General features: G+C 60.0%; 22 protein-coding genes. 7 read left to right on the top strand and 15 right to left on the bottom strand.

Annotation, left to right across the window (positions count from 1 at the left end):
* Positions 1-21: 21 nt before the first annotated feature.
* Together EOS_RS06215 and EOS_RS06210 are read right to left on the bottom strand one after the other, a co-directional pair.
* The gene (locus EOS_RS06215) at positions 22-1,260 is read right to left on the bottom strand and encodes an ABC transporter substrate-binding protein (RefSeq protein ID WP_087881893.1); all 1,239 of its coding nucleotides are present in this window, start codon (positions 1,258-1,260) and stop codon (positions 22-24) included.
* 147 nt (positions 1,261-1,407) lie between these two features.
* Complete coding sequence (locus EOS_RS06210) at positions 1,408-2,466, bottom strand: ABC transporter ATP-binding protein (protein WP_047845733.1); 1,059 nt, start codon at positions 2,464-2,466, stop codon at positions 1,408-1,410.
* Between the two features lie 314 nt (positions 2,467-2,780).
* Between EOS_RS06210 and EOS_RS06205 the strand changes: the two genes are divergently transcribed.
* Genes EOS_RS06205 through EOS_RS06190 form a run of 4 tightly spaced genes read left to right on the top strand, consistent with a single transcriptional unit; the run spans position 2,781 to position 6,717 of the window.
* Entirely contained in the window at positions 2,781-3,767 is a 987-nt protein-coding gene (locus EOS_RS06205) for a polysaccharide deacetylase family protein (RefSeq protein WP_047845732.1), read from the top strand.
* The gene (locus tag EOS_RS06200; protein ID WP_047845731.1) at positions 3,764-4,501 is read left to right on the top strand and encodes a GntR family transcriptional regulator; all 738 of its coding nucleotides are present in this window, start codon (positions 3,764-3,766) and stop codon (positions 4,499-4,501) included. The genes EOS_RS06205 and EOS_RS06200 overlap by 4 nt, the downstream gene beginning before the upstream one ends.
* A 20-nt stretch (positions 4,502-4,521) precedes the next feature.
* Positions 4,522-5,112 carry a flavin reductase family protein gene (locus EOS_RS06195; RefSeq protein WP_047845730.1) on the top strand — a complete coding sequence of 197 codons (591 nt, stop codon included), beginning with the start codon at positions 4,522-4,524 and terminating at the stop codon, positions 5,110-5,112.
* A gap of 18 nt (positions 5,113-5,130) precedes the next feature.
* Complete coding sequence (locus EOS_RS06190; protein WP_047845729.1) at positions 5,131-6,717, top strand: gamma-glutamyltransferase family protein; 1,587 nt, start codon at positions 5,131-5,133, stop codon at positions 6,715-6,717.
* Positions 6,718-6,771: 54 nt separating this feature from the next.
* Here EOS_RS06190 and EOS_RS06185 read toward each other — a convergent pair whose 3' ends face one another.
* Positions 6,772-8,064: a hypothetical protein gene (locus tag EOS_RS06185; protein ID WP_152693085.1), complete on the bottom strand. Its 1,293-nt coding sequence runs from the start codon at positions 8,062-8,064 to the stop codon at positions 6,772-6,774.
* Positions 8,065-8,387: 323 nt separating this feature from the next.
* Between EOS_RS06185 and cysC the strand changes: the two genes are divergently transcribed.
* On the top strand, positions 8,388-8,990 hold the full coding sequence (gene cysC / locus EOS_RS06180) for an adenylyl-sulfate kinase (protein ID WP_047845727.1): 603 nt from the start codon (positions 8,388-8,390) through the stop codon (positions 8,988-8,990).
* A 226-nt stretch (positions 8,991-9,216) separates the two neighbouring features.
* Here cysC and EOS_RS06175 read toward each other — a convergent pair whose 3' ends face one another.
* The 10 genes from EOS_RS06175 to EOS_RS06130 all read right to left on the bottom strand — a co-directional run bounded on the left by EOS_RS06175 (position 9,217) and on the right by EOS_RS06130 (position 21,186).
* The gene (locus EOS_RS06175; RefSeq protein ID WP_053063779.1) at positions 9,217-10,242 is read right to left on the bottom strand and encodes a class 1 fructose-bisphosphatase; all 1,026 of its coding nucleotides are present in this window, start codon (positions 10,240-10,242) and stop codon (positions 9,217-9,219) included.
* Positions 10,243-10,339: 97 nt separating this feature from the next.
* On the bottom strand, positions 10,340-11,788 hold the full coding sequence (gene zwf, locus EOS_RS06170) for a glucose-6-phosphate dehydrogenase (RefSeq protein WP_047845726.1): 1,449 nt from the start codon (positions 11,786-11,788) through the stop codon (positions 10,340-10,342).
* Positions 11,789-11,854: 66 nt separating this feature from the next.
* Positions 11,855-12,907, bottom strand: a complete 1,053-nt coding sequence (fba, locus tag EOS_RS06165; RefSeq protein ID WP_047845725.1) for a class II fructose-bisphosphate aldolase — start codon at positions 12,905-12,907, stop codon at positions 11,855-11,857.
* A 153-nt stretch (positions 12,908-13,060) separates the two neighbouring features.
* Positions 13,061-15,097 carry a transketolase gene (gene tkt, locus EOS_RS06160; RefSeq protein ID WP_047845724.1) on the bottom strand — a complete coding sequence of 679 codons (2,037 nt, stop codon included), beginning with the start codon at positions 15,095-15,097 and terminating at the stop codon, positions 13,061-13,063.
* Positions 15,098-15,167: 70 nt separating this feature from the next.
* Complete coding sequence (dhaL, locus tag EOS_RS06155) at positions 15,168-15,869, bottom strand: dihydroxyacetone kinase subunit DhaL (RefSeq protein WP_047845723.1); 702 nt, start codon at positions 15,867-15,869, stop codon at positions 15,168-15,170.
* Positions 15,866-16,870, bottom strand: coding sequence for a dihydroxyacetone kinase subunit DhaK (locus EOS_RS06150; RefSeq protein WP_047845722.1), 1,005 nt, complete (start codon positions 16,868-16,870; stop codon positions 15,866-15,868). The genes dhaL and EOS_RS06150 overlap by 4 nt, the downstream gene beginning before the upstream one ends.
* Positions 16,871-16,896: 26 nt before the next feature.
* On the bottom strand, positions 16,897-17,664 hold the full coding sequence (locus EOS_RS06145) for an SDR family oxidoreductase (protein WP_047845721.1): 768 nt from the start codon (positions 17,662-17,664) through the stop codon (positions 16,897-16,899).
* Between the two features lie 15 nt (positions 17,665-17,679).
* Positions 17,680-18,681 carry a substrate-binding domain-containing protein gene (locus EOS_RS06140; protein WP_047845720.1) on the bottom strand — a complete coding sequence of 334 codons (1,002 nt, stop codon included), beginning with the start codon at positions 18,679-18,681 and terminating at the stop codon, positions 17,680-17,682.
* A gap of 43 nt (positions 18,682-18,724) precedes the next feature.
* Positions 18,725-19,711, bottom strand: a complete 987-nt coding sequence (locus tag EOS_RS06135; protein ID WP_047845719.1) for an ABC transporter permease — start codon at positions 19,709-19,711, stop codon at positions 18,725-18,727.
* A complete protein-coding gene (locus EOS_RS06130) occupies positions 19,708-21,186 on the bottom strand; it encodes a sugar ABC transporter ATP-binding protein (RefSeq protein ID WP_087881892.1) in 1,479 nt (492 codons plus the stop codon). Before EOS_RS06130 ends, EOS_RS06135 begins: the two co-directional genes overlap by 4 nt.
* A gap of 289 nt (positions 21,187-21,475) precedes the next feature.
* Here EOS_RS06130 and rpiB point away from each other — a divergent pair, with 289 nt between their 5' ends.
* Together rpiB and EOS_RS06120 are read left to right on the top strand one after the other, a co-directional pair.
* Positions 21,476-21,946, top strand: coding sequence for a ribose 5-phosphate isomerase B (gene rpiB / locus EOS_RS06125; RefSeq protein WP_047845717.1), 471 nt, complete (start codon positions 21,476-21,478; stop codon positions 21,944-21,946).
* Between the two features lie 87 nt (positions 21,947-22,033).
* On the top strand, positions 22,034-23,020 hold the full coding sequence (locus EOS_RS06120; protein WP_047845716.1) for a sugar-binding transcriptional regulator: 987 nt from the start codon (positions 22,034-22,036) through the stop codon (positions 23,018-23,020).
* 30 nt (positions 23,021-23,050) lie between these two features.
* On the opposite strand, the gene EOS_RS06115 is transcribed toward EOS_RS06120, so the two are convergent.
* Together EOS_RS06115 and EOS_RS06110 are read right to left on the bottom strand one after the other, a co-directional pair.
* Positions 23,051-24,190, bottom strand: a complete 1,140-nt coding sequence (locus EOS_RS06115) for an ABC transporter substrate-binding protein (protein WP_047845715.1) — start codon at positions 24,188-24,190, stop codon at positions 23,051-23,053.
* A 94-nt stretch (positions 24,191-24,284) separates the two neighbouring features.
* Entirely contained in the window at positions 24,285-25,298 is a 1,014-nt protein-coding gene (locus tag EOS_RS06110) for a zinc-dependent alcohol dehydrogenase family protein (RefSeq protein WP_047845714.1), read from the bottom strand.
* Between the last annotated feature and the right edge of the window lie 166 nt (positions 25,299-25,464).

Raw genomic sequence — 25,464 nt, 5'->3', positions numbered from 1 at the left:
GCATCAGGCACGCTACGCGTATCAGGCTGCGATGAACTCGTTCCATTTCTGGACCATATAAATGTTCTCGTCCATCACCGCGTTCCAGCAAGCGATCGCCCCCATGCGCTGGTTGTACGAACCGCCGTCGCGCACCGTGCCGACCTTTTCCAGCAACTGGCCATCGGGCGCCTTGATATCCTGCGCGGCCGGTTTGCCTTCGATCCAGTAGTCCCACTCGTACGGCTGCATATGCGTCTTGGCGGTGTCGAGCACGCCCGCGTAATAGCCCTGGCGCATGAGATACGCGCCAGCCCAACCGTCCTGGAACCAGTTGATGAACTCGTAGGCCGCGTCGAGCTTGCGGCCCTGCAACGACCGCGGCAGCCCGAAGCCTGACGCCCACGAGCGATAACCCTCCTTGAGCGGCTGGAACTTGCACGCAATGCCCATCGTGCGGACCTTCGTGACGGCGGGTGACCACATCGACTGGATCACCACCTCGCCGGAAGCCATCAGGTTCACGCTCTCGTTGAAGTCCTTCCAGAACGCACGGAACTGGCCAGCGCGCTTCGCCTCGATCAGGATCTTGATGGTCTGGTCGATCTCGGCCTTGGTCATGTTGCCCTTGTCGCCGTACTTGACATGACCCATCGCCTCGATTGCCATGGCCGAGTCCATGATGCCGATCGCGGGAATGTTCAGCAGTGCGGCCTTTCCCTTGAACTCGGGGTTCAGCAACTCGGACCAGCTATTGATCGGACGTTTGATCAGGTCGGGACGGATGCCGAGCGTATCGGCGTTGTAGGTCGTCGGGATCAGCGTCATCCATTCGGTGGGTGTAGCCGAGAACTGTGTCGACTGCGCGCCGGTCAGGAACATCACCTTCTTCGGCGCCGTGCCCTGGTCGCCGATCTTCTTGCCGTCGACCTCGCCCCGGGTAAGCACCGGCGTGATCTTGTCGGCGAGCTTGATCTTCTTTGCGTCCATGCCGGCCAGCGTGCCGGCGGGGATCAGCTTCTTCAGCGAGAAATACTCGGTGTCGACAATATCGAACGAATTCGGCTGCGTGATGATGCGCTTGGCGACGTCGTCGGTGGTCACCGGGATGTACTGGATCTGGATGCCGGTGTCTTCCTGGAATTTCTTGGCGATGTCCGAACTCTGGTTCACCGCCGTGCCCAGGTAGCGAAGCGTGATCTTTTCCTGCGCATGCACGTACGGAAACCCGGCAATACCCGCTGCGGCGACCGCGCCCTTGAGCAAGGTGCGGCGCGACATGCCCTTGCCCGCGCCGAGGCTGGATTCAGTGTCTGCGGCGCTCGCCGGCGTCTCGCTCGTGCTGGGATCGGACGGGTGTTCGTAACGCTCGGTCATTGCAATCTCCCTTGGTTGAAATCGTCGTTCAGTGCCGCAGAAAGCAGCCTCTTATGCCGCGAATGCATGCGCGTCCTGCTCGTTCCACCAGACCACGACACGCGCGTCCGGTCCCAGGCGTTGCGGGTCGTATTCGTTGTCGGGGAGCAGTGAAACCAGGTCGGGCGAACCGTCGAGCGGCGCGAGCGTCATGCGCAGGTGGGTACCCTGATATTCGGTCTCTCGAACCGTGCAAGGGATACCGCCGATGCGGCTGAAGCCGGTTTCGCTCGCGGGCGGCTGAACCGGCGTGACCCCGTGCGGCGCAATGCGCAGATGATCGGCGCGCACGGTGAACGCGCGGCCGTTCGCCGCGAGCACGTTGTGGCCACCCAGGAATCGCGCGACGAATTCCGTGCGCGGCCGGTTGAAGACCTCGTGCGGCGAGCCGCTCTGCTCAATGCGCCCGTGGCTCATGACCACGACCATATCCGCGAGCGCCAGCGCTTCTTCCTGCGAGTGCGTCACGTGCACGAACGTGATGCCCAGCTCCTTCTGCCACCGCTTGAGTTCGGCACGCATCTGCACGCGCAGGAACGGGTCGAGTGCGGACAGGGGCTCGTCGAGCAGCAGGCAGCGCGGTTCGTTCAACAGCGCGCGGGCAAGCGCGACACGCTGTTGCTGGCCGCCCGATAGCTGCGATGGCTTGCGTTCGGCAAAGGCGCTCATCGCGACGAGTTCCAGCAGTTCGCCTGCGCGCTTGCGACGTGCGTCCTTCGCGACGCCGCGCATCTTCAGGCTGAACGCGACGTTGTCGAGTGCGGACAAGTGCGGGAACAGCGCATAACTCTGGAAGACCATCGCGGTGCCGCGCGTGGCAGGCTGCGCACGCGTGACGTTGCGCTGGCCGATGAGGATGTCGCCGTCGGTGATCGATTCGTGGCCGGCGATCATGCGCAGGGTCGATGTCTTGCCACAGCCAGACGGTCCGAGCAGGCAGCAGTACTGTCCACCGGGAATCCGCAGGTCGATCGAATCGACGGCGAGCGCATCGCCATATTGCTTCGATACGTGCACCAGTTCGATATCGGCGGCTTCGGTTTTAAGCACGGCTGAAGTGGACTGACTCATGCAGGGCGTTTCCTGAATTAGAACGGCAACGAGCGGCGACACGCGACGAACGGAAGGTCTTTGCATGCCTCGAATGCAAGACATATGCCAATTCGTTCGCATAATCCAAACTTGGTTGCCAACTATCTCCTCTATTGAACGTAGACGATATGGCGTGTAAATTGCACACAATCCAAAATCGATCTGTTGGCAATCAAGCCGGCTAATCCGCACGATTGAGGTGCGCCGCCGGTCCGCCACGGGGCGCGATCCACCAAAAAGGTTCACGCGCAACGCCATCCGCGCCACATGTTCGTCACTCAAGGCTTTTGCACATGGACACCAACCGCCACGCTTGTGCATCGCAGGAACCTGCGTTCGGTCCGCTCGCCACGCACGGCCGCTTTCCGTACCGGCCGATCACCGACACCGATTCGTTTCGATGGCCCGGCGACACCGGGCTCGCCGTCTATCTCGGGTTCAACATCGAGCACTTCGCGTTCGGCGAAGGACTCGGCGCGACGCTTGGCCCGGTCTCGCCGCAGCCCGACGTGCTCAACTACAGCTGGCGTGAATACGGCAACCGCGTGGGCGTGTGGCGCTGCCTCGAACTCTTCGACCAGCTCGACATGCCGTCGGGCACGCTGATCAATACGGCACTCTATGACCACTGCCCGGAGGTCATCGACGCCTGTCTCGCGCGCGGCGACGAACTCATTGCACACGGCCATACGAATACCCAACGCCAGAGCGACCTGGACGAAAACAACGAACGTGCCTTGCTGCTGCATTGCCGCGAACGCATCGCAGCACATACCGGCACGCCGCCTTCGGGCTGGCTCTCGCCGTGGATCTCCGAGTCGCGCGTTACGCCAGACCTGCTCGCGGAAACCGGTTACGGCTATACCCTCAACTGGTGCCACGACGACCGCCCGGTGCGCATGGCGACACGCAACGGCTCGTTATGGTCCATCCCCTATCCACAGGAACTCAACGACTTGCCGATGATGGTCGGCCGCCATCTCGACGCGTGCGCCTTCGCCGACATGATCATCGACCAGTTCGACGAAATGCTCGACCAGGCGAACCGAAGCCGCCATCCGCAGGCGCTCGTGATGGGCATCGCGCTGCATCCCTATCTCGTCGGACAACCTTACCGGTTGCGGCATTTGCGGCGCGCGCTACAGCACATTGCGGCCGCCCGCGCGAACGGCAACGTATGGATGACGACACCCGGCGCGATCGCCCGTCACATGGACGAGATGGAGCGCCTGGGCCTCGCCGGCACGCCGCAACCAGCCCACCTTCCCGTAGAAAAATGACCTCGAAACCCGCACTGAGGGTCGCTGCAAAGCCCCTGAAAGAAGCCGTGCGCGGCACAACCCAGGACGCCGATGCCCACCTTTACCAGGCCATCTTCGACGGCGTGCTCAACCATCGCCTGACGCCCGGCACCAAACTTCCAGAGCCAGAGTTGTGCCAGTTGTTCGGCGTGGGCCGCGCGGTTGTGCGGCGCGTGCTGGAGAAGCTTGCCTACGAGGGCATCGTTGCATTGCGGCCGAACAAGGGCGCGGCGATCGCCGAGCCGACGCCTGAGGAAACACGAGAGATTTTCGAGGCACGCCGCTCGATGGAACGCGTGCTGGTGGAACTGGCCGTGCAACGCGCGAGCGCAGGCGACATCAAGGAACTCCGGCGTCAGCTAGCCGATGAACACGAAGCGATGCATCGCTTCGACCAGCCTTCATGGGCCCGGCTTGCAAGCGACTTTCATCTGCGTATCGCGGCGCTTGCAGGCAACTCGATCCTGCAACGCTACCTGACGGAACTCGTGTCGCGATGCTCGCTGATCGTGGGCGTGTACGAGCCGCCGGGCCATGCGCCCTGCGAACACGATGAACATGCAGCGATCGTCGACTGCATCGAGGCGCGCGATGCTGAAGGCGCAATCACTCGCATGGAAGCCCATCTTCGCGAACTGGAAGAACGCCTGGAGACATCGCGCATGCAGGGCGAGAAAAGCCTTGGGGAATTGCTCGGCATGATCCGGACGTAAGCTCACTCACACAGGCCATCATGGAAATCGACTTCGAAGCCATCACCGAATATCAGCGATACAAACTCATGGCGAGCCTGATCGTGCCGCGCCCGATCGCGCTGGTTACGACCTTGAGCGCGAGCGGCACGATCAACGCCGCGCCGTTCTCGATGTTCAACATGCTGGGCGAGGAACCGCCCATCGTGATGATCAGCATCAACCGTCTCGACGATGGCTCGCTCAAGGACACCGCTGTGAATATTGCGCGCAGCCGCGAGTTCGTCGTGCATCTCAGCGACGAGGCGATGGCGGAAAAAATGCATCGCTGTGGAGAACGCCTCCCGCCCGATATCAGCGAGCTCGAGAAGGTCGGGCTGACGCCGGTCGCAAGCTCGCGGGTCGCGCCGCCACGGATCGCTGAAGCGCCGGTGGCGTTCGAATGCACGCTGTGGGAGACGCTCGAGACCACGAGCCGGCAAATATTTATCGGACGTGTTCACAGGCTACATGCACGCGACGAATTGATCGATATCGAAACATGGCGCGTGCGGCTTGAACACTATTTCCCGGTCGGACGGTTTGGCGCGAGCGACTACGTGACCACCCGCGAGCGCTTCACGCTCGGCTGACCGACCCACGGAGCATCGATGCACAACAAGACACTGGCCACGTCCACCGAAGGCATGGTCACCAGTCCCCACGCGCTCGCGAGCGCCGCCGGACTAGAGGTGCTGCGCGCGGGCGGTAACGCGATTGAAGCGGCCATTGCTATCGGCGCGGCGCTGAGCGTGACGTATCCGCATTTCACCGGTCTCGGCGGCGATGCATTCTGGGTCATCGGCGACCGGACGGGCATGCTGCGCACGTTGTCGGGGATCGGCCAGGCGGCGCAGAATCTGCCCGCATACTCCGGCGCCATTCCGCTGCGCGGCGCCGGCTCGACCCTGACCACCGCAGCCACCGTCGACACCTGGCATCAGGCGTATGCGATCAGCCAGGCATCGTGGGGTGGCCAACGCGCGTGGTCGTCGCTGTTCGATCGCGCTATCGAATATGCATCGGAGGGATTTCCGGTCACGCCATCGCAGCACTTCTGGCAGCAGTTTCGCGCCGATGAATTGCACGCTTTGCCGGGCTTTTCGACGGTGTTTGCTCCGGGCGGCCAGCTACCGGAGATTGGCGGGCGCTTCGTTCAACCGGCGCTTGCGCGCAGTCTCCAACGCATCGCGACCTATGGCGCGCGCGAGTTCTACGAAGGTGAGCTCGCGGAACGCATTGCACGCGGCTTGCAGCAGGCCGGCTCGCCGCTCACGCAAGCCGACCTCGCCAAGACCCGCGCACGCGACGAAGCGCCGCTACGCGTGGCGTATCGCGGCGGAGAACTGGTCAGCCTGCAGCCGCCGACGCAAGGCGTCACCACGCTGCAGATCATGGGCACGCTGGCCCGCTTCGATTTGTCGTCCATCGCCGAGGGCAGCGCGGACTATTACCACTTGCTCGTGGAAGCGGTGAAATGCGCGTTCGTGGACCGGGACCGCTTTGTCTCGGACCCGGAGTTCAATCGCGTTCCCGTCGACGACATGCTCTCGGCTGGAACGCTCAATGCCCACGCACGATCGATCAGCCTGCACAAAGCGCGCGCCTGGCCGCACGTGTTTCGTCCCGGCGATACGGTGTTTATCGGTGCAACGGATCGTGAAGGCCGTAGCGTCAGCCTGCTGCAGACGGTGTACTTCGACTGGGGCAGCGGTATCGTGGCGGGCGATACCGGGATTCTCTGGCACAACCGCGGCGCGTCGTTCAGCGTCGATCCCGCGCATCACAATGCCTTGCAGCCGGGCAAGCGCCCGTTTCATACGCTCAATCCCGGCATGTACCTGAAGCATGGCCGGCCGCACCTGCTGTTCGGTACGCAGGGCGCGGACGGCCAGCCGCAGACGCTGGCAGCGGTCCTGACGCGCCTGATCGACTACGGCATGGACCCGTTGAGCGCACTGGCTCGTCCGCGTTTCCTGCTCGGCAAGACCTTCTCGGATAGCCGCGATGCGCTGAAGCTCGAGGAGGATGCCAGTGCCGAGGTATTCGCGACACTGGCCGCGCGCGGGCATGAGGTGAGCGCTATCGCAGCGCAGAGTCCGCTCGCCGGCCATCCAGGGGTGATTCGAATTGAACCGGACGGCGTGGTGTACGGGGCGCATGACCCGCGTAGCGATGGTCGGGCGATGGGACTTTAAGGGCACGTGGTTCTCGCGTGCGCATTCTAACGGGTCACTCGCGCCTCGGCGTTTTCAACCATTCCCCAAGCCTCGCACCAAACCCCGCCACGTCGACAATGCCCCAGGAAAAATGCGATATTCGCAGGCCCCCGGCGAGTCCCAATGCGTAAATGCCAGCACTCGTAGCTGGGAAATCTCCTTTTGCAAAGTATCTACGAGCGAATCCGGAGTGGGCGGCATGGCAGTCCTTCCAGCGGAAAGGGCTGCCATGACTTCCGATCGAGCATAACCACATGCGCAAAACAGCTGCGCGACCTCGTTCTCGATACTTTCGTAAAAGCACGCCTCCGTTTCCGAAAACATCGAGTTTGCCAGCTTCGCATCGTTGAATTCCAATCTGCCAACGCCGGCAAGCGCTAACGCACGCGTCACACGCGCACGGTAGTCAACGTCGTTGAGCTTGTTGATGCAAATTGTTTCGGACGTGTGCCGCTCGTACTCGATGAACGCATAAAGCCACATGCCGAAAAACGCGAGATAGCTTTCTCGCGAACGCATTGGATGGTTCCGGTAAAAGCGGATCTCTCTGTTCACCGAACGTCCTCGGAAACGGCGGATGCCAGCAAGCACTCTGATTTTGCTCAGGACCGCGGGTAACTGAAATGCATTGTAGGTCGCCTGGGTGGCTGCATCAAAATAGTCAGAGATTTTATATGACCACCACTGCCCGCGAGGCTCTCTCCACAGATGAATGTGAGTGCCACCGAATTCATGCTTGAGCGCTTCGATGCGCCCAGCACTACGGCAAAACTGCAGCAACGGTCGTTTTGGCGCTGCTTCGATCAACGTATCGAAATATTCCTTTTGCGCATCGGGAAGTCGTGACCCCGTGAAATATTCGTCGTAACTGAACGATTTTCTGAACAGACCTTTCAGCCGATCGCGGATACAGTGAAATTCATAAAAATAGGGTGCAGTAAGCGTTGGATGCCGCAGCATGCGGCTGTCATAGTCAGGAGATTTTAGAAACCCGTCGGGGTGAATATCCAGATCGATAAGTGCTTCATTGCATGGTTCCTGATAACAGTAAAATTGATCTGCATGACGAAACTTCTCGAAGAGATACGTGCTACCGGACCGAAATAGTGAGTGCAGGAATATGGGGGATTTCGCTGGCGTTGTCTTTTGCATAAGTAATCTCGAGCCAGGCAATGGCACGTGTTGGCATGCACCGCCGATGGCCAGCATCGCTTGAGCGACAATAGTCGAGATGCTAATGTATGTAAAAGTCGTGCGGTCTTTTTTTAGTTTTTTCTGCAACACGCCGTAATACTCCAGCGGCGCCAGCCAAAGCCAAATGAGCAAGAGCCGGGATCTAGCGGGGCCGAAGCAGTAAACGGCTGTAACACGATGCTGTTTTGACGCTATTTTCGATAGGCCCAGTGTTCAAGCTTAGTCGGGAGGATCGCTTCCGCACGCATTAATTTGCGCCTTCATTATTCAAACCTTCAACTAGTTTTCAGAAAATTGCTTCTGGTAACGAGGTGTAACTGTTGCTGGCTTCACTGTAACGCGCCTGCCGAAGCATCCAACTACACTACCCGTCGACCCAGTACGGCGCTTCGAGCTTTCCTATTGGAACAGCGGCGCTACTGAAGCCATGTTATGCGAAACAGCGCGGAGGTTAAATGGACCTGCCGATCAATAGCACACCTCACATTCACCCACACGCCTTCGCAGTAAGTGCGAGGGAACGCGCGGAATTGCTTCGACAGACTCCCGGCATCGTGTGGTTCACTGGGCTGTCCGCGGCTGGAAAGTCCACCATCGCGAGCGCCGTGGACGTGGTGCTCCATAGAAACGGCAAACACAGTTTTCTATTGGACGGAGATACTTTGCGCACCGGACTATGTCGAGATCTCGGTTTCTCCAACGAACATCGGCATGAAAACATTAGGCGGGTGAGCGAAGTCAGTCGACTGATGGCCGACGCCGGCCTGCTGGTGTTGGTCTGTTCCATCTCACCCTTTGCTGCCGATCGCCAACTGGCACGAGCGATTGCCGGACCTCACCGGTTCATAGAAGTCCACGTGCATGTTCCCGTCGCTGTTGCAGAAAGGCGCGATCCCAAAGGCCTTTATAAGCTGGCAAGACAGGGAGCAATCAAGGATTTCACGGGTATCGATTCCCCCTATGAAGAACCGACAACCCCCGATATTCGCATCAATACCACTCAGTGTTCGGTAGCGGATGCGGTGGCCTTGATTGCTCGTCGATTGGGCAGAACCTGAGCGACTCTTCACCGGGATGACCTATCAAGTCGACACTCATCCCGGGCGTTAGCCCGGTTTGGGCCTACTGGCTCGTCGGATCGATATCGGCGATCATGGTCGGGCGGAGACATACGCACTCCAGACGTCATACGGTCACATAGGCGGCAGCTGCGTTTGCGCAATCAACGGTCAACCATGCACGAACAGCGGTGCGATTAAAGTTCGCTGAAACAGGTCAGCGAACTCAGTGAGTCAACGTCTCACCGTGGTACTGGATCAGGCGCTCTACTTCCAGTTTTGATCCAAGGATGACCGGAATGCGCTGATGAACCTGATCCGGCTGGATTTCCATGATCGGGGCCCCGCCAGTCGTGCTCATTCCGCCGGCCTGCTCAACGATGAAGGACATCGGATTGGCCTCATACGTGAGCCGCAGCCGCCCCGCGAGCTGGGAATTCTTGCTGTCCCGCGGGTAGAGGAAAATGCCCCCGCGAATCAGGATACGGTGCACCTCCGCGACCATGGACGCAATCCATCGCATGTTGAAATTCGCATGCCGTGGTCCTGCGGCACCGGCGACGCACTCCCGGACATAACGGCGCACGGGTTCGTCCCAGAAGCGTTCGTTGGACATGTTTATCGAAAATTCTCTGGTACTTTCAGGAATCCGAATCTGTGGATGGGTCAGCACGAACGCTCCCGATTTCCCGTCGAAGGTGAACCCGTCAACGCCTTGCCCGGTGGTCAGTACGAACATCGTAGTCGCGCCGTAAAGCGCATACCCCGCGCAGACCTGCTTCACACCTGGTTGCAGAAAATGACTCTGGTCGATTTCAGCGCCGGACTCCGGGGCGGCAAGCACGGAAAAAATGCTTCCGACAATTCCGTTGATCTCAAGATTGGACGAGCCGTCGAGCGGGTCAAAGAGGAGCAGGTAACCGGGATTGTCCGCTGAACGTCCATGCTGGATCACCTGAATCGAGTCGAGTTCTTCGGAAGCCAGTCCGCGAAGACAGCTGACCTGCTCGACGCTGCTGATCATGATCTCGTTCGACACGACATCGAGCTTCTTTTGCGCCTCTCCGTGAATGTTTTCGGAATGCGCATTTCCGCACGCGCCGTCGAAGACGCCTCGTTCCACGGCCGTTGCGATGGCCGAACAAGCGCCGGCGACTGCTTCGACGAGCGTGGCAAGCCCTGCCGGGACGCCTGCCACGTTAGCGAGAAACGAGGGCAGCGTGATGGGTTCGATGGGGGTTGTGTGGATCATGTTCGGTCCGCTTGAAAGGAAAGGGACGGCTTGGCGATCGAGCCGGAGTCAACGGGCTCTGGACAGTTCCAGCATCGTGTGCACAACGAAGATGGGCTCACGCGTCGCATGACGCGACATGGCCCTGCCCGACGAGCGCAAGCGCAGCATCGGGGCCGGCACTTCCCGCGGCATAGGGCTCCGGATGGTCCTGTTCATGCCACGCCTGGATCACGGGATCGATCCACTGCCATGCGGCGTCGAGTTCGTCGCCACGCATGAAGAGCGTGAGTCTGCCGCGGATCACATCGAGCAGAAGTCGCTCGTAGGCATCGCGTCGGCTCGTCGAAAATGCCGTCGCAAATTCAAGATTCAGACTCACGGGCCTGACTGTCATCTCGTCGCCTGGCGCTTTGGTCATCAGGTAGAGTTTCAAACTCTCATCCGGCTGCAGCCGGATGACGAGACGGTTGCCGCGAGTGTCCGTCGCGGGCACGCCGAAAACCGAGTGCGGCACATCCCTGAAATTGACAACGATCTCGGCAACGCGGCTCTGAAGCCGCTTTCCGGTACACAGGCAGAAGGGCACTCCCGCCCAGCGCCAGTTGTTCAACTCCACTTTCAGCGCAACGAATGTTTCCGTCCTGCTGTCGGTGTGAATGTCAGGTTCATCCAGGTAACCGGCGACCGGCGCACCATGCATCTGGCCGGCCGTGTATTGACCGCGCACGGTCTGCCGGACCACTTCATCCCGGCCAAGTGGTTTGAGCGAGCGAAGAACCTTGAGATTTTCGTCGCGTACCGCGTCCGCTTCGAGACTCAGCGGCGGCTCCATGGCGAGTATGCAGAGCAACTGGAGCAGATGATTCTGGACCATGTCCCTCATCGCGCCAGTGCGTTCGTAGAACGCGCCACGCCCCTCGACTCCGACCTGCTCCGCAATGGTGATCTGGACATCGCGAATCCCGTCACGATTCCAGAGGCGTTCAAACAACCCATTGCCGAAACGCAGTGCAAACAGGTTTTGTACGGTCTCTTTGCCGAGGTAGTGATCAATCCGGTAGATCTGGTTCTCGCTAAATATTGTGCCGACTTCCCGGTTGATGTGTCGCGCGGAAATCAGATCATGTCCCAGCGGCTTCTCGAGCACGACCTTCGAGGTGACCGAAACCAGGCCGGCCCGGTTCAGTTCGGCGCATATCGGAATAAACAGTTCTGACGGCGTCGCAAGGTAGAAGATACGGGCTGGCCTGCCCTGCACTCGCAATGTGTCCGCAAGCCGTTCGTAGTCCGATGAAATAAGCGCATCAAGCTGGACGAAGTCGAGGCGCGATGAGAATATGGCCCAATGTGCATCGTCAAAGTCGTCGACGGGTACGAACTGACGCAACGCGTCACATACCTTCGCAAGATAGGCGTTTCGATCGAAACCCTCCCGGCCGACGCCGACAATGCGCATACCGTCCGCAAGCGCGCCCTCTCGGTGATTCTGATACAGGGCGGGAAGGAGTTTGCGCATGGCAAGATCTCCGGTGCCCCCAAAAATGACCAACACCTGTGCTTTCATCGATGTAATCCCGACAAGGTTCCTGAGTCCGCTGAGCGGATCGCACGTCCGTGCCAGTTGGACACGTCAACCATGGTGCGCATGGGCGTAGCGCTCCGCCATCGCCGGCAGCGCAAGCGGCTTGATCTTGTGTGCCTGTCCGGCACTGCCGAACGCTTCGAAGCGGGAACGGCACAGATCGCGGGCGGCGGCCAGTGCATCCGCCAGGAATCGTCGAACATCGAACTCGGACGGATGCTGCACAAGCGAGCGCCGTATTGCCCCGGTCATCGCGAGCCGAATGTCCGTATCGATGTTGATCTTGCGTACTCCATGACGAATGCCTTCGCAGATTTCTTCCACGGGAACGCCATACGTTTCCCGGATTTCCCCGCCGAACTCGCGAATGATATCGAGCCACTCCTGCGGAACCGAACTCGATCCGTGAATGACGAGATGCGTATTGGGCAGGCGGCGATGAATCTCCTTGATCCGATCGATCGCGAGAATATCTCCTGACGGCTTGCGGGAGAATTTATAGGCGCCGTGCGACGTACCGATCGCGATCGCCAATGCGTCGACCCCGGTACGCCGCACAAAATCAGCGGCTTGCTCAGGGTCGGTCAGCAGCATGTCGTGGGTCAGAACGCCTTCGGCGCCCGAGCCGTCCTCTTCGCCGGCCATACCCGATTCGAGGGAGCCCAGACATCCAAGTTCGCCCTCGACCGATACGCCGACCGCGTGCGCCATATCCACCACAGTCCGCGTCACTTCTACGTTGTAGTCGTAGGTCGCAACCGTTTTCATATCCGGCATCAGCGAACCGTCCATCATCACGCTGCTGAATCCGCTGCGGATCGCTGCCTGGCAAACGGCCGGCGATGCGCCATGATCCTGATGCATCACCATTGGAATGTCGGGATACGTCTCGACTGCCGCTTCGACGAGGTGCCGCAGGAAGGCCTCCCCGGCGTATTTGCGCGCTCCGGCAGACGCCTGCATGATGACCGGACTGTCGCAACCGGAGGCGGCCTGCATGATCGCCTGAACCTGCTCGAGGTTATTGACGTTGAATGCCGGCACGCCATACGCATGCTCTGCCGCATGGTCCAGCATTTGTCGCAATGAGATCAGCGCCATGTCATTTCCATGAAATAGTCCCGCCGTACGGCGAGTTTGAAGGTATGAGTCACGATGCCTTCCGACGCAACACGTTCTCTTTCCTCGACAAGGATCGACGAGTGCGCAAACGTATCGCGGCCGAAAAACACTAGCCTCTATGACGCGGCCCCGCTAGTCGACGGTATCGGGTTCAACCTCGAGCGTGCTACACACCGCGCTCACAATCGCGCTTACGGTAATACCGAACTCCTCGTACAACACTTCAGCCGCAGCGGATTCACCGAAGTGCGATAACCCGACCACTGCACCGCTCAGACCAACGTACTTGCGCCAGAAATCACTGGCAGCGGCTTCGACCGCGACGCGCCGGATCTTCGGCGGCAGGACGGAAAGCTGGTACGCCAGCGGCTGCTTGTCAAAAGTCGTGGTCGATGGCATCGACACAACTCGCGCAGCGATGCCCTGATCAGCGAGCTCCGCCTGTGCCTTCAGCGCGAGTTCAACCTCGGAGCCTGTCGCGATCAGAACGATGTCCGGTTTGCCACCGGTGGCTTCCGACAGCACGTACCCGCCCTGACGAATTTGTTTCCTCGCCTGCGCGGTGCGTGAAAGCGGCGGCAGATTCTGGCGCGAAAGCAGCAGCGCGGTCGGCGAATCCGTGGTCTCGAGTGCCACAGCCCATGAAAACGCCGTTTCAACCGCGTCCGCCGGGCGCCACACGTTCATCCCGGGAATCATGCGCAGCATTGCCGCATGCTCGACCGGCTGATGGGTGGGCCCGTCCTCGCCGAGTCCGATCGAATCATGGGTGAAGACGTAGACACATTGCAGGTGCATCAATGCCGCCATGCGAAGCGCATTCTTCGCGTAGTCGGAGAACACGAGGAAGGTGCCGCCGTACGGAAGAAAACCGCCATGAAGCGCAAGGCCGTTCATGATCGCGGCCATGCCGAACTCACGAACACCGTAGTGAATGTAGTTTGCATGGCCCGACCGGTCGTCCGCTGCGACTGCGCGGGAGGTCGGCACCATGGTGAGGTTTGAAGGCGCAAGATCCGCCGAGCCGCCCAGCAGTTCAGGTATCTGCGCGACCAGAAGTTCAAGGCACTTTTGCGACGCCTTGCGGGTTGCCATTTTCTGTTCGAACCAGTCGCTTCTTTCCAGCAGGCTCTCGATCACGTCGGCTGATCGCTCGCTGCAGCCGCTGTGCATACGCAGCTCGAAGCGGCTGGCTTTTTCGGGAAAGCGCGTGCGATAGGCCTCGAACAGCGTACGCCAGATCATGTGGTAGTCGCGGCCCGCGGCTCGCGCATCCCATGCGCCGCGAATCGCGTCGGGAATCTCGAACGGTGCGTGACTCCAGCCGAGATATTCACGTGTCGCCGCGACTTCGGAGGCTCCCAGCGGCGCACCATGCACATCGCGACTGCCCGCCCGATTGGGCGACCCGTGCCCGATCACGGTCTTGCAGCAGATCAGCGACGGCCGGTCACGTTCGGCACGGGCCTTATCGATTGCGCGCTCGACTGACAGCGGATCGTGGCCGTCGACGCCCTCGACGACATGCCATCCGTAGGCACGAAAACGCATCGCCGTCTGGTCAGTGAACCAGCCCTCGACATGTCCATCTATCGAAATGCCATTGTCGTCGTAAAAGGCAATGAGCTTGCCCAGGCCCCAAGTGCCCGCCAGCGAACACGCTTCATGCGAGACGCCCTCCATCAGACAGCCATCGCCGAGAAACACATACGTGTAGTGGTCAACGATGTCGAATCCCGGCTCGTTGAACTGGGCGGCTAGCAGCCGCTCCGCCAACGCCATGCCTACGGCATTGGCCAAGCCCTGCCCCAACGGACCGGTGGTGGTCTCGACACCCGGAGTCAGGCCCCGCTCGGGATGCCCTGGCGTAATGGACTGCCACTTGCGGAACCCCTTCAGGTCGTCGATTGACAGCTCATAGCCGGTCAGATGCAACACGGCATACAGCAACATCGAGCCGTGGCCGTTCGACAGCACGAAACGATCGCGGTTAACCCAATCGGGCGCCGACGGATTGTGCATCATGTACTTACGCCACAGCACTTCGGCGATATCGGCCATGCCCATTGGCATGCCGGGATGTCCGGAATTCGCGGCCTGAACCGCGTCGATCGCCAGAAAGCGGATGGCATTGGCAAGCTCAAGCCGAGTCGGATTAACGTAAGACATGCATCACCTATAATTTGGATACCTAACAGTAACAACGAAAAACTCGCTTCGTTGTGCGAGTCTTCCGTTGCTAGTCTGTCTGCACGCTCACGGCCACCCCACCCGATGCGGAGGTGGCGCTATTCAGCAAACGTGTGATCGACTCACCCATGCTGTGCAAAATCAGGAAGCAGGAACAGGCGCCGGCGTCCAGCACGCCAATCGAACGATCGCCAAGCCGGGCTGCGCGGCCGACACGGGCGCGCAGGTCCCGCGTCGAGTTCATGCCGGCTTCCGCGGCGGCCACCATCGCGTTGAGGCATTCGCGAAAGCTCTTGTCCGCCTTCAATGCGGACTCGTACGCGATACGTGCCGGAACCAGCGTATCGATCAGCGTCTTGTCACCGACCTTCGCTTCGCCAATTTCCTGAACGGAGGCAATACCGTCGGTGAGCGCACGGTAAAACAATGCCTTGTCGAGTTCGATGTGGTCCGCGAATGCGTCGCTCATGCCGAGAAAAAAGGTGCCGTAAAGCGGGCCCATCGAGCCACCGATGCCTTCCATGAGCGCCGTCGACAAATCGCCCAGCGCCACCGGCAGCGACGGCATGGCGCCGCGTGCCGCCATATGCTCACCGCACTGAGTGAAGCCCTTGCTCATGTTGATCCCATGATCGCCGTCACCAATGGCGCCATCAACTTCACTCAGGTACTGACGATTCGCGTTGACGGTGCGAACAAGATCGACAACGACTTCGCCGGCGTCGGCCAGTTTGACTGTTTCGGTCATCATGCTTCTCCCACGGTAAGTCCGATGCTGCGACACGGATGTGCGAGGCAAGCACTCAGTTCAGCGTCGAGTTTCGTCAACGTAAGCGTTACCCCCATCATCTCCAGGGACGTGAACAGATTGCCCACGAAGGAAAACTCGATGTCGATGCCGGCCTCGCGCAGACAGTCAGCTACCTCTGCATACAACACATACTGCTCCATCAAGGGCGTCGCGCCGAGGCCGGAGAGCAGCACCGACACCTTGTCGCCCCGGGCAAAGGGCAGGTCCGGCAACAGCTTGTCGAGCATCAGCTTCGCCATGTCTTTCGCGGGCACGGTGCGTTGGACCAGGATGCCCGGCTCGCCATGATGGCCGATGCCGACTTCCATTTCCCCATCCTTGATCACGAAATTGGCCTTGCCGACCGCAGGAATCGTGCATGCGGACAGTCCGATACCGATTGAGCGGGTCGCGTCGACGGCCTTGCGCGCAGCGGCGACCACTTCGTCGAGCGATGCGCCTTGAGCCGCGCGCGCTCCACCGACCTTCCACATGACAATTTCACCGGCAACACCGCGCCGCTTTTCGATCTCGTCTTTCGGTGCCGACGCGGCGTCATCGTTCGCGACGACCGTGCGCACGCGAATCCCTTCGCGCTCGGCCAGCTTGATCGCCATCTTCACATTCATGTTGTCGCCGGCATAGTTGCCGTAAAGGCATGCAACGCCGGCACCGCTATCAGCCGCCTTGAAGGCGTCAAAGAACGATTTGGCGGTCGGTGACGAAAAGATTTCGCCGATAGCCACGGCGTCCACAAGGTTGCGCCCGACGTAACCGATGAACGCCGGTTCATGCCCCGATCCGCCGCCGGTCACGATACCCACGCGGCCCGCCTGACGCGCTTGTGCATGCGACACGACGCGAGGATTTGCCGGCGCCGCACGCAGTTCGGGGTGTGCGGCAAGGATGCCGCGCAGCATGTCCTCGACAACGAGATCAGGGTTGTTAATGACGCGATTCATACCGTTCCTTTGCATCTTGAGTGTTGTTACTGGGCGGTGTAACCGCCATCGATCACGATATTCTCGCCATTGATCATGGCGGCCGCGTCGCTGACCAGATACAAAATCAACGCGGCGATTTCGTCAGGGCGTGCGAATCGTCCGGCAGGTATTTTCGCCTTCATCGCTTCGCCCACCTCGCCGGCCCATGCCTTCCTGCCGAGCTCGGTATCGACGACCGTTGGCGAAACGGCGTTGACCGTTATGCCGTGTTTCGCCCATTCGAGTGCAAGCACCTTGGTCATGCCGACGATCGCGGCTTTACTTGCACAGTACGCCACGTGACGCTCCAGCGCGACAACACTTGCCTGGGAGGCAAGATTGACGATCCGGCCGGAGCCGCGGCTCAACATCTGCTTGCCTACCGCCTGCGCAAGAAGAAACGGAGCCTTGAGGTTGATCTCCATTGTCCTGTCCCAGGCCTCCTCGGACAATGCTTGCGCATCGTCGAGCAAAGCGACGCCGGCATTGTTGACCAGGATGTCGATCGCGCCCAGCGTCTCGGTCACGCGCCGGACCAGAGCGTCCGACGCTCCGGCGACGGTGATATCAGTAGCGATACCCACATGCCGGTCCGGACCGCCAGGAAGCGACTGGGCGACCGCGTTGACTGCCGGGTTGATATCGAGCAGCGCAACACGCGCACCCGCTGCGGCAAGGCACTCGGCAACGGCAAGCCCAATACCGCTTGCCGCACCTGTCACGACCGCGACGCGGTCCGTGATATCGAAAAGGGTCGTTGAATTGACCGGCATCGCTCAACTCCTTAATTAATTACTCTTGGGAATCTTGTTGAGAATCTCTTGCGCATTTGCCGGCGTGACCTCCGTCCATGGCACCGAGTAGGATTTCTCCTTGCCGTCGGCCCAAGGCATTTTCGCACCATATCCGGCCCAGATTTCCGAGCGCGGTTTGTACGACGGGCCCATCACCGTATGCAGCGCAACATCCAGCGCGCCTTGCGCTTGGGCCTGAGAGTCCTGGAAGAAGCTTGTCATGTCGCCGCGTTTCACCGCTGAGATGCCATCGACAATACCGTCGATGCCGGCCACGGGCACTTTCTTCGGATCGATACCTTTGGACTTCAATGCCTGAATGGCTCCAAGTGCCATATCGTCATTCTCCGCAATGATCCCGCTGATCTGGTCTGGATGCGCGGTCAGCCAATTCTCGACGAGACCCAGCGACTCGGCACGCGACCAGTTCGCCGTTTTATGCTCGATAACCTTGACGGCGGGGGTCTTCGACAGCGCCTCCTGGATTCCCTTCGAGCGGTCGATCTGCGCAGACTGGCCGATCGGGCCCTCGAGGATCACCACGTTGCCTTTCCCGCCAATTGCCTTGACGATAGCCTCTGCTTCCATCCGCCCGGCGACGACGTCGTCGCTCCCTACATACGACGTAAGCTTGTCACCTGAAACAAGCGTATTCGACCCGATGACCGGAATGTGTGCCGCAGCGGCCTTTGCCACCGCAGCCGCACCGGCCGCCTTGTCGATCGGCACAAAAATGATTGCATCGTATTTCTGCGTGATCATCGTGTCGAACTGGTTGCTTTGGGTCAGCGCGTCATAGTTCCCGTCGAAGACCGTCAGTTGCACGGTACCGTCCTTGACCGCCGGGTGCGCCTTCAGTGCATTGGTCCACATCTGCATGAATTCGCCCTTGAGGCCGTACACGGCCGCACCGACGCGGATGGGTTTCGCCTGCGCCACGGTACAGGTCAGGCCCATCACCGCACAGGCCAGAACGGCTTTTTTCCACGAAATCATTTAAGTCTCCTGAGTTTCCGGGTTGTTTCTTTTTGGGTTGATGTTATTGCTTCTTGCGCGAAGCATCGAGAAGGACAGCGCCGACGATAATGACGCCCTTTACAACTTGCTGGTAATACGACGACACGCCCAGCAGATTCAAGCCGTTATTGATAACGCCGATCAGCAGCGCGCCGACGACCGTACCGCCGAGTGACCCCGAGCCGCCCGAAAGACTCGTCCCGCCGATCACTACAGCCGCGATCGCGTCCAGCTCATAGGACAGGCCAGCCTGCGGCAAAGCCGAGGTCGTGCGGGCGGCGAGGATGATCCCGGCGAGGCCCGCCAGCAGTCCGCCGATCACATACACGGAAAAGATGATCTTTCTGGTCGAGATGCCGCTCGTTTTGGCGCTCCTTGCGTTGCCACCCACCGCGTAGATGTAGCGGCCGTAAGTCGTATAGCGCAGGACAAACCAGAAGATCACGACGACGAGGGCAAAAATGATGATCGGCACGGGTACTCCGGCAATCGCACCCGTGCCGATATTCAGGTATCCGTCCGGCAGATCCGTCACAGGCATGCCGTCGTTATAGATAAAGGTGAGACCCCGCGCCGCGCTCAGCATGCCGAGCGTCGCGACAAAGGGCGGTATAGATAGCCGGGCAACGAGCAGTCCGTTGATTGCACCAACGGCCACGCCGACAACGAGTCCCGCCGCCAGCCCGAACATCACGCTGTGCGGATGCGCGCCGGTAACCAGACTCGCGCTGACGATGCCCGCAAGCGCGAGCGTCGAGCCGACAGACAGGTCGATGCCGGCCGTGAGGACAATGTAGGTCATCCCGACAGCAAGGATGCCATTGATCGACGTCTGTCGAAGGATGTCCGCGATGTTGCCAACCGTCAAAAAGTACTGGTTCGCAAAAGACAGCACGACGCACAAGACGATGAGCACCGCGACAATACCGTAGCGACGATAGACTTCGCGCATATGCGCCGCGCGGCTTTGAACCACGGGGACTTTCAGGGAAGTAGTTTCAGTATTCATGATGCGAGGTGAAGAAGATCTTCCTGAGTGGTGGTATGGCCGTCGATCACGGTGACCAACAGCCCCGACTTGAAAATGGCGACTCGGTCGCTGACATCCAGAATTTCCTGAGCCTCCGAAGACACCACAATGGCGGCGCCCCCTTTCGAGACGAAGTCGTCGAGAAGCCTGTACACCTCGCGCTTGGCGCCCTCGTCGATGCCTCGGGTTGGTTCGTCGCACAACAGGCACGTCGGCTCGGTTGAAAGACAACGCGCGAGCACGACCTTCTGCTGGTTCCCCCCGCTCATCGACGATACCGGCAGCAATACGGAACTGGTCTTGATCCGCATGCGCGCGACCATCGACTCGACGAGGGCTTTGACCTTTCGCCGATTGATGAAGGACAGGCGAGACAGTCGTTTGTAGGCGGAAAGCGCGATGTTGTCCCGTACGGAAGCGGACAGCACAAGACCCGTCTCCTTGCGGTCCTCGGTCACCAGCGACAGTCCCGCCTGAATTGCCTTGCGCGGATGCCCAACCGGCAATGCGCGGCCATTGAGCCTGACTTGACCGCTGTCGGGGCGGGTCAGCCCATAGACGCAGTTGAGATATTCGCTCCGGCCTGCACCCATGAGTCCGTATATGCCGAGGACTTCCCCTTGGTGAACAGTGAGCGAAATATCGTTGAATTCCGACTCCCGCGAGAGCCCCGTCGACTCAAGCACGGGCTTGCCGGCAGGCCTGCGGGTTTTTTCGGCTGAATTGAGCTTGCGCCCAACGATCGTGCTCACCAGGTAGGAGCGGTCGATGTCGGCGATGCGCCCGCTGTCGACATATCGTCCGTCGCGAAAGACCGTGTAGTCATCGGCGATCTGGAATATTTCGGAGAGCCGATGGGAAACGTAGATGATCCCGGCCCCATGCGCCGTCAGGTTGCGAATCGCACTGAACAGCACCTCGGTCTCGCGCTCGCCGATGGCAGAGGTCGGCTCGTCCATGATCATCACGTCGCAGTCGTGGCTAAACGCCTTGGCGATCTCGACGAGTTGAATCTGCGCCAGGCTCAACGACGACATTCTCGCGCGAGCGTCGACTGGAAAGCCGAGCCGGTCCAGCAGATCCTGCGCTTGCTTGATGAGCGCCGCATACCTGACCAGGACACCAGCTCTGCGGGGCTCGCGGCCGAGATACAGGTTTTCGGCGACCGTCATGCCGGGAATCGGCGACAGCTCCTGGGTAATGATCGCGATACGGTTAGCCAGCGCTTCAGCGGGCGACTGGAAATTGACACTCCGCCCCTTGAAGAGGATTTCTCCGGCGTCGCGCTGGGTAATACCCATGACGATGCCAAGGAAGGTCGATTTGCCTGCGCCGTTCCCGCCACATAGCGCATGAACGCTTCCGCGCCGCAATCTCAGACGGCCGTCATCTATTGCCCGAACGCCATTGAATGCCTTCTGCACACCCGTGGCTTCAACAAGAAGGTCGCTCACTTTGTCTCCTAACATTTGCTCGTTATTGAACATTTGAGCAGTTAGATGACATCGTAGGTTGGGACCAAATGCGTGTCAATCTCCGTGGCCACGTGGTTAACCCGTATGCACTAAACATGCAATACCACAGAGGCTTTCAGGCAATTATTCGCCGTCGGTTTTGCGCAGGTAATTGCAAAAACCATCCTCATTGCGACCTTGACATTCGGGCAAACTGAAATGAGAATTTGATCACTGATGAACATTTGTTCGTCCCCTGTCAGGTGAATTTGGAAAATCGGAGTCAAATATGAAATTGGCAATCGGATGTGATGAAGCGGCGCTTGACCTGAAGGAGTTGATCAAGCGATATTTGGTCGACAAGGGCGTGGATGTCGCCGACTTCGGCACGCACGGCACGGAGCCCGTGAACTATCCAAACATCGCGTTCGCGGTGGCTGAAAGCGTCGCGCGAGGTGAATTCGAACGAGCCGTTCTGCTGTGCGGGACCGGGATTGGGATGGCGATCGCAGCCAACAAGGTGCACGGAATTCGCGCCGCCCAATGCCACGATACGTATTCGGCGGAGCGCGCAAGCAAGAGCAACGACGCGCAAATCATTACAATCGGCGCTCGCGTCGTAGGCCCCGAGCTGGCGAAAGCGATTGTCGACACCTGGCTTGGAGCACGCTTTGACGGAGGGCGCTCTGTCCCGAAGGTAAACCGCATCAAGGAATACGAGGATAGTCATCAATTACCGCGCGGCGACGAAACTGTGTAACCGGGTCGGTCAGCTCATCGGCCCATCAGGACACCGGCACGTGGCAGGCCACGTTGCATTTAGCCGCATGGGAATGAGATAAACCATATGACCACTGACGAACTGACTCGTCTGGCGACGCTCTACTATGTCGACGGACTCACACAGGAAGATCTGTCCAAACAGTTCTCGCTTTCGCGCGCCAAGATAGGCCGTCTCCTGAAACGCGCGCAGGAGGAAGGTATCGTCGAGATTCGCGTGAAGCACCATCCACGCGATACGCGCGACCTCGAGCGTGAATTGATCGCACGATTCGGCATCGAGAAAGCGATCGTGTCGATCAATCACAAGGATCAGGACAAGCAGCGCGAACTTCTCGCTGGCCTCGTCGCAAGTCATCTCGACCGCATTCTCGCCAACGACATGATTGTCGCTGTCGGCATGGGGCGCAATATCAACGCGATCTCGGAGCACGCGATCTCCTCGACGCAGCGCTCTTCTACGTTCGTCTGCGCAATCGGCGGCTTCTATCGTGGCGGCGAGATCATGAATGCCGATCACATCAGCCGACGGCTCGCGGCGCGTTTTGGGGGCGACAGCGAGACGCTTTATGCGCCTGCGCTGGTCGGCGACCCGGAGGTCCGGAAGGGATTGCTCCACAATGACGCCGTCAAACCCACGCTTGATAAGGCACGCAGAGCGCACGTCGCGCTCGTCGGTATCGGCGACATCAACGAAGATAGCAACATGGTCCGCACCGGCTGGTTTTCGACAGACGAGATCGCCGAGCTGCGGCAGTGCGGGGCAGTCGGAGACCTGATGGGTTACCACTTCATCGACATGGCAGGCCGTCCAGTTATCACTCCCGTACGCGATCGGGTCATCGGTCTCAGCCTGGAAGATCTGAAGCACATTCCGAACGTCATTGCCGTAGCCAGCGAAAATACGAAAACGACTGCCGTTCTAGGTGCGTTACGAACGGGCGTGATCACCACGCTCGCCACAACCGAAGCTATTGCTCAATCGATTGTTAGCCTGGAAGACGCCACGCGCGGTCAGTTTTTTTCACAGCAATCCGATGTGGCCACCCAATAGGCGGCGCAGTCCCAATCGGGCATATAAGGCCTACTTCCCGACCTGGTCGAGAACCGCAAGCTTGCTGCCCCGTATTCCGACGATCTGCATTGCGGTGTGGGAATGATTGTGCTCATCCATGGCAAAAGTTCCGCCAAGCATGGAGGGCATCTGCGTCGATCGCAGCGCCTGCTGTACTGCGGCAGGATCGTCTGACTTCGCGCGGCGAATCGCGTCGACTACCAGCTGTGTCGCCTCAAACGCAAAGATCGAACGCTGGGTCGGAGCGAGTCCGTATTTCGCCCGATAAGACGTCATGAACGCTTGCACGGCGGGTGTAGGAACCGAGGGCGTAAACACTGAAATCCCCGCTGCTTGATCGAGCCCGCCGGCCGCCATGAACTGGGGAGACAAGTTCGCAATGGCCGACGCGAAATCAATGCGTCCGGCAAGAGGGATGCCCTCGCCGCTTTGCTCATACGCACGGAAAAACGCCGCACTGGACACGCTGAGAAGAGTGACGATGCGATCTGGATGCAGCGCCGTCAATCGCTCAAGAGCCGGCGCAAGATTCGTCGTTCCCTTCGCCACTATTTCGCTGGATAAGGTCCTTATATTCGCGGCCGTCGCGGCTGCTTCCATCGCCGTCGCGTTGGCGCGGTTGAAGTCGTTGTCATCGGTAAGGATAACTATGCGCTGCACGTTCCTGGTCTTCAGCCACTGCATCATCGCAGTCGCAACATCGCCGTCGGAGGGACTGGTTTTGAACACGTAGTCGTAACCGCCGGAGCCGGCGGCGTCGACGAACTCCTGGCCGGCCGAGATGTCGATCACAAGCGGCACCTTCGCCGCATTTGCTACCGGCATCACCGCCCGCGTCACCGGAGTCACCAGCGCACCTAACAACACGGAAACACGCTGCTGTTCAATAAGTTGCTTCGCCGCCGCAATGCCTGCTGCCGGGTCGGCGGCGTTATCGGCGTAAAACGCCTCGACAGGCCTGCCGAGCACGCCACCGGACTCGTTGATGCGCTGCAACGCCAACTCGACGCCGTACTGCTCGCTCTGTCCGCGATCGGCATTTGGGCCGCTGAGGATGGTTGTGACGCCGATTCGAACGGGGTCCGCGGCGAATGCCGAGCTAACAGTAATGGCATACCCCACCGCCAACAACGCTGACATCAATCTCATGCACGACTCCTTTGCTGATGGCCTCAGTGACAATCACAGCGGAACTACGCCTGGGAAGGCGATCCGTTTGCCGGAACGGAAGAAGCACATCGCGCTATGCGCGCACGTCGACTGCCACCTTGCCGAAATGCCGCCCGCCCTCGAGATACTCATAGGCGGACGGAGCTTCGTCGAAGGAGAAGACTCGGTCGACGGTTGGGGTGATCTTATTGACGTCGACGAAGCGGACGAGCTGCTCGAGCATCGCGCGGCTACCGGCTGTCATGCCGACCAGACGCTTGGCCCCGCCGATAAGCGCACCCGGCTCGATCGAGACACCGCCCCCGCCGCTGACCCGGCCGATAACGACGATGGTCCCGCCTGCCCCCGCAGCCTTCAGTGATCGTGCCAATGTGCCTTCGCCACCGACTTCGACCACGACATCGACCCCACCGGTGAGCCGCAACACTTCGTCCTGCCATTCCGGCGTCGTCCGGTAATTGATCGTCGCGTCAGCCCCGAGTGAGCGCACTCGCTCGAGCTTTTCATCTTGCGATGACGTTACGATCGTAAAAAGGCCGGCGGCTTTGGCAAGCTGCAGTGCCCAGAGCGATACCCCGCCGGTGCCCAGGAGAAGCACGCTTGCACCCGGCTTGACCGCGCCGGCAACGAACAGGGCATTCCACGCCGTCACGCCGGCGCATGGGAGTGTCGCAGCAGCGATTGCATCGAGACTGTTCGGCGCCAGAACGAAACCATCCTCGTTCGCAACGAGTTCTTCCGTAAGCGTGCCGTCAATCTGCGCACCAAAGGAGACGGCCGTCTTGGCGGACGACAATGCACCATCGATCCATCGCGGGTAGTAGCTCGTGATGACGCGATCGCCTTCCTTGAAACGCGTTACCGCCGGGCCTACGGCGACAACGTCCCCACATCCGTCCACGAGCGGCACGAGCGGATAGCCGGGGGGATTGTAGAACTGTCCCTTCGCGAAACTGAGATCGCGATAGTTGAGTGCTGCGGCGCTGACACGCACTCGAATCTCACCAGCTTCGAGCGCACGGCTGACGCGCTCGACCCGTTTAAGCCCGGCAATTCCGGTGCCGGCCTGGATTTGATAAGCCTTCATCATTCTTTTCCTGAAGATTTCCCGGCAGACTGCTCGAACAAACAGCCCGATCTCATCGACTCTCTTTGTTGCAGGCGCTATGGCGTTATCGGCACGCGACTCGGCGATACGGATGCCAGGCGTGGAATTTACAGTTTCACCGGATAAGCGATAATCCCCTGACTAG

Source organism: Caballeronia mineralivorans PML1(12) (assembly GCF_001028175.1).
Lineage (GTDB): Bacteria > Pseudomonadota > Gammaproteobacteria > Burkholderiales > Burkholderiaceae > Caballeronia > Caballeronia mineralivorans.
Note: the sequence above shows the minus strand (reverse complement) of the source record. Positions and strands in the feature narration are given on the sequence as shown.